The sequence below is a fragment of the Acinetobacter sp. AOR41_HL genome, from assembly GCF_027854645.1.
Lineage (GTDB): Bacteria > Pseudomonadota > Gammaproteobacteria > Pseudomonadales > Moraxellaceae > Acinetobacter > Acinetobacter nosocomialis.
In genome coordinates this window covers 143,972-152,561 of record NZ_JAKTHZ010000025.1, presented here as the reverse complement: position 1 = coordinate 152,561, position 8,590 = coordinate 143,972, and the positions used below count along the sequence as shown (strand labels likewise).

Genomic DNA, 8,590 nt, shown 5'->3' with positions numbered 1-8,590 from the left:
GAGCCTGTAAATTATTTTGTGTAAGTTCCATTTTTTATAAATGATCTTTTAATCGATCATCGAACTGAATCGTAAACCAATTCATTGCTAAACGCCAATTTTGAATTGGCATCGTCCATTTCTTCGCAGCATTTGATGTTGCTAAGTAAATGACCTTCTTTACTGAGTCATCAGATGAAAAGATTTTCCTTTTCTTCGTTGAATGGCGTATTACGCTATTCAACGACTCAATCGCATTTGTTGTATAAATTGCATGACGTATTTCGGCTGGATAGCTAAAGATCGTTCGGATATTTTCCCAATTGGCCCGCCAGGATTCTCCAATTTTGGGATACTGGTGATTCCATTGATCACAGAAGATGTCTAGGGATTTTAAAGCATTTTCCTCTGTACTTGCCTGATAAATCGCTTTCAGACCCGACGTAACAGCTTTGTAGTCTTTCCAGCTTACAAATCTCAGGCTATTGCGTACAACATGCACGATACACAGTTGAATATCAGTATGAGGGTAAACAGAGGCTATCGCGTCAGGGAAGCCTTTTAATCCATCTACACAGGCAACAAGAATGTCCTGTACTCCTCGATTTTTTAGCTCTGTCATGACTGACAGCCAGAATTTGGCACCTTCTGTCTGAGCAATCCACATACCCAGTAATTCTTTTTGCCCATCCATATTGATGCCTAAAGCAAGGTATACGGACTTGTTAATCACATTGGAGTGCTGACGGACTTTGACAACAATACAGTCAAGATAGACAACAGGATAAAGGCTATCTAAGGCTCTATTTTGCCACTCAGTCACTTGCTCAATCACAGCATCGGTAACTTTGCTGATGAGAGATGCTGACACATCGGCATCGTACATTTCTTTGAAGAAGGCTACAATTTCCCTATTAGTCATTCCTTTTGCATACAGTGAGAGGATTTGGTCATCCATACTGGTGATGCGTGTTTGGTGCTTTTTTATAATTTGTGGCTCAAATGAACCTTCTCGATCACGGGGAATATCTAAAGCCAGTTGTCCATCTTGAGTTGTAATGGTTTTAGAACTAAACCCATTACGGCTATTTGAGCCTTTCTTGGGCTGATGCTTTTCATAACCGAGATGGTCTGAAAGTTCAGTATTGAGTGCAGTTTCAATCATGAATTTTTTAAAGACTGCTGTCATTTGGTTTAAGTCTTCTGGTGTTTTTAGACCTTTAGCCAATTCGGCAGCCATACTTTTGATTGTTGCTTCATCCATGTGAAGTACCTTTTGTAATTATCCTCTGAAGGATAAATGAAAATTAAGTACTTACACAAAATTTAGAACAGTCCCGTCACGATTGAACAGATTTTTCCGCCGTTATTTAAATGTCGACCTGCCGATTGAATAAAGAAATAGGCAATTTTTGAGTTGATATCACTCATGCTATCAAACTCTTGTTCTGTCGTTTCTAAAAATGACTTCTTTAAGACCTTTCCAACTGTATTAATCGCAATATCTATTCCACCAAAATGCTGCTTAGTGTCTAAGAATAGCTTCTCGATGTTATCGATATCTGTTAGATCTGCCTGAATTAGAATTGCATCTGCACCCAAGGCTTTTACGTCTGCGAGTGTTTGCTCGGCATCTACTTGAGTTTCTGAACTATTATAGTGAATTGCGAGTTTTGCTCCTTGTTCTGCAAATTTTCGGCTAATGAGTCCGCCGAGGTTTTTAGCACCGCCAGTAATCAATACAACTTTATCTTTGAGGCTATGAGTTGTCATGATGATTGTTCCTATGATGACTTGTTTTAATGTATTTTTAGTCTAGATTGGCGGTGATTTTTGATCAATTGTGCTAGTTTGGTTTAACTATTCAGAAAACACGAACAATTAAATGGATCGTTTACAGCAATTTTTTATTTTTACAGAAGTCGCTAAACGACAAAGCTTTAGTGAGGTTGCACATCGACTTGATTTACCGCGCTCAACAGTAACGAGTGCTATTCAACAGCTTGAGACTCACTATGGCGTACGTTTATTTCATCGAACTACACGTAAAGTCAGTCTTACGCAAGATGGACAGCGAATATTGCCAGAATGCCAAAATCTTTTATTGGACTATGAACAATTAGAACAACTCATTCAGACCCAAAAACAGCATTACCGAGGCACATTAAAAATTTCGATGCCCAGTCGGATTGTGCATCAAGTAATTATTCCTGAACTGTCAGATTTTTATCATCGCTATCCAGATATACATTTGCAGCTTAATAGTTCTGATGACATGACTGACTTAATTGAAAAGGGAATTGACTGTGTTGTTCGGGTAGGTGAACTAGATAGCAGTAGTTTAATTGCAAGATTTATTGGCCATTTGGTCATGGTGAATTGTGCAAGTAGAGGCTATTTAGAACAGTACGGTATGCCTGAACAATTAGAAGATCTATCTCAGCACAAACTAATTAACTATGCGGGAGCCGTAGGTGAAAAGCAGGGTGAGTTTGTATATCAAGGAGGAAGCGTGATGATGGATAGTGCTTTAAGTGTAAATAATACGGAAGCTTATAGTGCTGCGGCCTGTGCAGGTTTAGGGATTATTCAAGTTCCTTACTATGATGTTCAAGATAAAATTGAGCAGGGAATCTTGGTTGAGGTCCTGAGTACTTATAGTGCACCGTCACTTCCACTTAATATTTTGTATCCCAACAGGACTTATATTCCGAAACGATTAGAAGTTTTTATGAATTGGGTGGGAGAGGTTTTAAATCGAAAATGTATCGTCATCTTTTAGTCATAAAAAGAAAATAAGATAACAATAAAAAAAGCCTCTCAAATTGTGAGAGGCTTTTTAGAATTTGGTGGGTCGTCCGCGACTCGAACGCGGGACCAACGGATTAAAAGTCCGCTGCTCTACCAACTGAGCTAACGACCCAAATAGGTTCAAAACAGATAAGTGGTGGGTCGTCCGCGACTCGAACGCGGGACCAACGGATTAAAAGTCCGCTGCTCTACCAACTGAGCTAACGACCCGTATCGTTTTGATGTCGCGTATTTTAGCAAGTTATTCAACTAACACAAGAGGAAATTTAAAAACATTTGCATGATTGCCTATAAAAAGCACGATTTCCTCTTGTTTAGCTAAAAAATGAACTAAAAACGGTATTTATATGCCTGAATGTTGTCAAAAATTTCAGTTGTGATGTCACAATAACTGCTTGCGCCAGGCAATAAAGCGAGTAAACGTTCAGAAGTTTTGCTCGGATTAAACGCATCTTCTTTCAGTTTATTCTTCTGATATTTAAATGTGCCTGTTGTTTCAACCTTTTTTTGTACACGTAAAAACACCGGTACGGCATAAGCAGGTAAACATTTCTTAAACACAGTGACCATTTCGGTTAAATCTGCATCATTTAACTCTTCACCATCTGCCAGCGTAATTGCTGCCATACCAGCACGGCCGTTGGTATTTGGAATTTCTACACCATACACAACAGCTTCAGCAATTTTTTCGTATTCACACACCATGTTTTCCACTTCAGTGGTCGATACGTTTTCACCTTTCCAGCGGAAAGTGTCGCCTAGACGGTCCACAAACTGAGCATGACGGAAACCGATATCTCGAACTAAATCACCAGTGTTGAAATAAGAGTCGCCTTTTTTGAACACATCTTTCCAAATCACTGATTTGTTCTTTTCAGGGTCTGTATAACCATCAAATGGAGAGCGGCTAGTAATTTTGCCAATTAAAAGGCCCACTTCACCTGCTTTAACCTTTTGACACCAGCCGTTTTTATCGCGGATTGGTTCATTTTTTTCTTTATCGAACTGAACAATGGCATATGGTGTAGGAGAGAAGCCAACTGTGTTGTCAAAGTTGAAAATATTGCTAAATCCAACGTTACCTTCGCTCGATGCATAAAGCTCAAGCACTTCTTTAACACCGAAACGTTGTTTGAACTTGTCCCAGATATTTGGGCGCATGCCGTTACCGATCATTTTGGTAACACGATGGTTACGGTCAAGTTCCGTAACAGGGGCATCCATTAGGTAGCGACAAAGTTCACCGACATATCCAATTGCAGACGCATTAAATTTTTGAACGTCTTTCCAGAATGCGCTAGTCGAATATTTACGACGAATTGCAAGGGTTGCACTTCCAGCAATTACACCACACCAGCAAACCACCACACCTGTTGCATGGTAAAGCGGTAAGGTTACGTACATAACGTCATCTGGGCCTAAGTTTAAGATATGGCCATAAGTACCATACGCTAATGTCCAGCGACTGTGTTTGAAAATAACTGCCTTTGGTAAACCTGTTGTACCAGAGGTGTAAATATAAAACAGGCCATCATTACCAGTCACAGAGTGGGTAGTGGATGGGTTAAATTTTGGAAATTGATCAATTTGGTCAGCTAGATTGATATAACCTTGAGGTGCTGTACCCGAATCTTGACGGGTTGCCTGATCTGCGAACCAGTGGAAACGATCTTTAGGAACATTTAAATCCTGACGAATTTCGTCAATAGCAGCACGAACTTCTTCACCCGCAATAACAGCAATTGGCTTTACCAGATTGATGCTATGAGCAAGAACCTTACCGACTTGTGATGTATTCACAAGTGCAATCGTGACCCCAATCTTGGCTAAACCAACAATTGTTGCAATCAGCTCAGAGCGGTTTTCAATCATTACAGCAATGACGTCACCCTTATGTGCTCCCAAGGAGAGATAGTAATGGGAAATCTGGTTTGCCCATTCATTTAAAGCTTCATAAGAATAACTTTGATCTTCAAATAATAATGCCGCGCCTTTAGGATTTCGCTTAACAGCTTTTTCAAAAGCAATACCCAAACCTGTTGGAGTATGTGATGTTCTTAAATAAGCCTGTCTAAGACCATTTAGGATATGGGGTACTTTGGGAATGAAGCTAGGAAGTCTTGTGGCAACATCACCAAGCGTAATGATATCGGTCTGTGTTGTCTGGCTCATATCAATCCTATTTATTTTTCGATCAATCCAAAAAAGGTTGTGGGGCAAAAAGTCCAATAGTTTTCATGGTTCACCATGCTTTTAAAACTTTTCTTCTAGTGCAATCAACCTAATTGGTTAAAAATAACAAAAAAAACCTAGTCATCGAAATGACTAGGTTTGTTTAAATTAGCTGCAATTGAGCAAATGGCTTACTCAGCTACAGGATTAGCTTTTTTTGGCGGACGGCCACGAGGACGGCGAGGACGACTTGGTTTATCCTTGTCGGCTTTAGCGTCTTCTGTTTCAGCATCAGCTGCCGCTTCAGTCGGAGCCGCTGTTTCTTCAGGAGCTGCTTTCGCTTTGCTTGCTGCTTTTGATGGCGCAGGTTCTTTTGCTACAGGAGCTTCAGCTACTTTTTCTGTAGTTTTTTCTTCTACAGGGGCAGCTTCAGGCTGTGCAACTTCAGTTGACTGATTAAGTTCAAGCGGTTGCTGTTCTGGTTCAGCAGTAGCTTGTGTTTCAGCTGGTGCAGTAGCAACAGTTTCTTCTGCTACAGGAGCAGGAGTTACAACTTCTTCTTGAGCAGAATGTTGTTGTTTCACTTGCTCAAATGCTTGCTCCGCAGCTAATTTTGCTAAACGGCGACGTTCACGCGGATCATTTGCAACACGTGGAGTCGGTGCTTGCGATGGAGTAAGTGGAAGTACTGGTGCTGGTTCTGCTTCTTCAGCCGGTTTATGGCTTGGAAGTTCTGCATCACGAGTTACAGGCTTTTTCTCTTCTGTTTCAGAAGTTACTTCAACCACTAAAGTACTTGCATACTGTTCTGCAAACTTTTGCAATGCACGATTAAACGTTGGTACTAAACCAAATTGTTCAATCAATACGGTACAGTCTTCGCCATATACATGACGAATTAAGCTACCAATCGTGTGTTGTGCCAAAGTTGGTATTTGCGATGGCGCAATAGATGGCGCAGCAGCTTTGGCTTGTTTAGCCTCACGTTGCTGACGACGACGCATACGTGGGTCATTGCTAGCACGTTGGATTTGTGGCTGAGCAGCTTGTTCAGTTGGCTGAGCTTCATTTTTTGCTTCAGCAACAACTGCTTTCTCTTCTGCAACAGGAGCTGGTGTTGACTCTGGAGCAACTTCAGCAGGAGTAGGCTCAACACGCTCAACTTGGCGTTCAGGTGTAAGCGCCACAATCTCGCTTTGACCTTGATCAACATTAATAATTAAAGCAGTGTTCATGACATCATGCTTAGGTGCATCAATCACATCAACTTTAACTTGTTTTTCATCAACAACAACTGGTGCCGGCGTATTCTGATTTTCATTTAATACGCTTGGATCGCGGTGGCGATTTGGACGGTTCGGACGCTGTTGATTATTGCGATCACGACGTGGAACAACATTTTCAGTTTGTTGTACATCATTATTTTGATGTTGCTGATCTTGCTGTTGTTGACGTTTTTGCTGACGTTTTAACTCACGTTGCTCTTGGCGTGACAACTGAACCACTTCTTCATGCACTTGATGTTGCTGTTCATGAGATTGGTGATGCTGCTCACGTTGCTCTTTATGTTTACGCTTTTTGTTGTTCTGACGTTGTTGCTGAGATTTATCGTCTTTTTCAACATGTTCACGAACTTCTTGTTTCACAGATGACTGTGAAATATAAGCGTTATTTGTTTGAACTGGCGCAACTTCTGCAACAGCAGGTACGGCTACTTGACCGAACTGACCACGGCTAACAGCACCCGTATTTACCATTTGCTCAATCGCAGCAGCAGCGTTTTGTGCTGAACGAGATTGATCAACAGTTTGCGCTTGTTTTTGAACAAATAAGTTTTCTAACCATGCACAAGGACTTGCTGCTTTTTGAGCTGCAGGTTGCTGTACTACAGGTTGAGTTGTATGGCTTGTCTTTTTCTGAGCAGAACCATTTTTTGAAGCAGGGGCTGTTACATGAGCATGATCTACTTCTTCTAAATGCCATTCAGAAGACTCATAACCTAATTCTTTCTCACTAGAGCGAGTTGCTTCAGTACGTTCATAGCTAGATGGAGCAAAACCATCTGGGTTATAAGCAATTTCGTAATGTGGAGTTTCTAAATGCGGGTGAGGTAATACAGTTACACGTACACCAGAAGTTTGCTCTAAATACACCAAACTATGGCGTTTTTCATTAAGCAAGAAGGCTGCAATTTCAACTGGAACTTCAACCTGAACTTCACCATGACGTTCACGAAGAGCAATCTCTTCAACTTTACGCATGATTGAAAGAGAAAGTGAACGTAAGTCACGAACCATGCCTGTACCATGACAGCGAGGGCATACATAACCTGTTGCTTCTTCAAGCGATGGACGTAAGCGTTGACGGCTCATTTCCATTAAGCCAAAACGAGACAACTGACCGAACTGAATACGGGCACGATCGCTTTGGGTTGCTTCACGAAGTTTTGCTTCAACCATACGTTGATTGCGTTCTTTAGTCATATCGATGAAGTCGATGACAACTAAACCGCCAATGTCACGAAGACGAAGTTGACGAGCAATTTCTTCTGCCGCTTCAAGGTTTGTATTCAGTGCAGTTTCTTCAACATCATGTCCGCGAGTTGATTTCGCAGAGTTAATGTCGATTGAAACTAAAGCTTCAGTCTGGTCAATCACGATTGAACCGCCAGAAGGAAGTTTTACTTCACGTTCGTAAGCAGTTTGAATTTGGCTTTCAATACCAAAATGAGCGAATAATGGCTCGTTTAAAGTATAAGTTTTTAATTTGTCTAATTGACGTGGCATTACTGCTTTAACAAAGTTATACGCTTCGTTATAAGCTTGTTCGCTATCAATTAAGATTTCAGCAACGTCATCACGTAAGTAATCACGAATCGCACGTGTTACAACGCCAGCTTCTTGATGAACAAGCATCGGAGAAGGGCCTGAGCTTGCTGTACTTTGAATTTGTGCCCAAAGGTCAAGCAAGTGTTGTAAGTCGAGTTGTAATTCTTCTTGAGTACGGCCAATACCAGCGGTACGTACAATAACGCTCATACCACGAGGTACATTTAAAGACGCTAAAATTTCTTTTAACTCTTCACGCACTGAACCTGAAATTTGACGGCTAATACCACCACCTTTCGGGTTGTTTGGCATAAGAACCAAATAACGGCCTGCAAGAGAAATAAAAGTAGAAAGGGCTGCACCTTTATTACCACGTTCTTCTTTTTCAACCTGAACTAAAAGCTCTGTGCCTTCAGTAATAAGTTCACGAATGTTTGAAGTTTGACGTGGGTCTGCCTGAAAATAGCTGTTCGCAATTTCACGCATAGATAAGAAGCCTTGACGACCTGCGCCGTATTCAACAAAAACAGCTTCTAATGAAGGTTCTACGCGGGTGACATGGCCTTTATAGATATTGGATTTTTTCTGTTCTCGGGTACGATTCTCTAAATCAAAATCGTAAAGACGATTACCAGTGATAAGTGCAACGCGAACTTCTTCGGCATGAGTTGCATTAATCAACATACGTTTCATGGGTGTGACACCTAATAGTGACTCACACAAACAAACCAAACAAACTTAAAGGTTCTGAACGAACATCGAACATGACGGATCATTTCCCAGATCTCAAAATACTTGTG

General features: G+C 41.0%; 4 protein-coding genes, 2 tRNA genes and 1 pseudogene. 1 reads left to right on the top strand and 6 read right to left on the bottom strand.

All coding sequences use genetic code 11. From position 1 onward, the window contains the following. Positions 1–34: 34 nt before the first annotated feature. Positions 35–1,243, bottom strand: a complete 1,209-nt coding sequence (locus MKL35_RS10500) for an IS256-like element ISAba26 family transposase (RefSeq protein WP_000343018.1) — start codon at positions 1,241–1,243, stop codon at positions 35–37. A gap of 68 nt (positions 1,244–1,311) precedes the next feature. Beyond that, positions 1,312–1,752: pseudogene (locus MKL35_RS10495) on the bottom strand (SDR family oxidoreductase); the annotation flags it as partial. A 112-nt stretch (positions 1,753–1,864) separates the two neighbouring features. On the opposite strand from MKL35_RS10495, the gene MKL35_RS10490 reads away from it, so the two are divergent. Then, positions 1,865–2,761 carry a LysR family transcriptional regulator gene (locus tag MKL35_RS10490; protein WP_032009906.1) on the top strand — a complete coding sequence of 299 codons (897 nt, stop codon included), beginning with the start codon at positions 1,865–1,867 and terminating at the stop codon, positions 2,759–2,761. Positions 2,762–2,826: 65 nt separating this feature from the next. On the opposite strand, the gene MKL35_RS10485 is transcribed toward MKL35_RS10490, so the two are convergent. From MKL35_RS10485 to MKL35_RS10470, 4 genes are all read right to left on the bottom strand, one after another. Continuing rightward, positions 2,827–2,902: transfer RNA gene (locus MKL35_RS10485), tRNA-Lys, on the bottom strand. A 22-nt stretch (positions 2,903–2,924) separates the two neighbouring features. Next, positions 2,925–3,000: transfer RNA gene (locus MKL35_RS10480), tRNA-Lys, on the bottom strand. Between the two features lie 120 nt (positions 3,001–3,120). Then, on the bottom strand, positions 3,121–4,962 hold the full coding sequence (locus MKL35_RS10475; RefSeq protein WP_032009903.1) for a long-chain-acyl-CoA synthetase: 1,842 nt from the start codon (positions 4,960–4,962) through the stop codon (positions 3,121–3,123). A gap of 191 nt (positions 4,963–5,153) precedes the next feature. After that, on the bottom strand, positions 5,154–8,483 hold the full coding sequence (locus MKL35_RS10470) for an Rne/Rng family ribonuclease (RefSeq protein ID WP_032009902.1): 3,330 nt from the start codon (positions 8,481–8,483) through the stop codon (positions 5,154–5,156). Positions 8,484–8,590 lie beyond the last annotated feature (107 nt).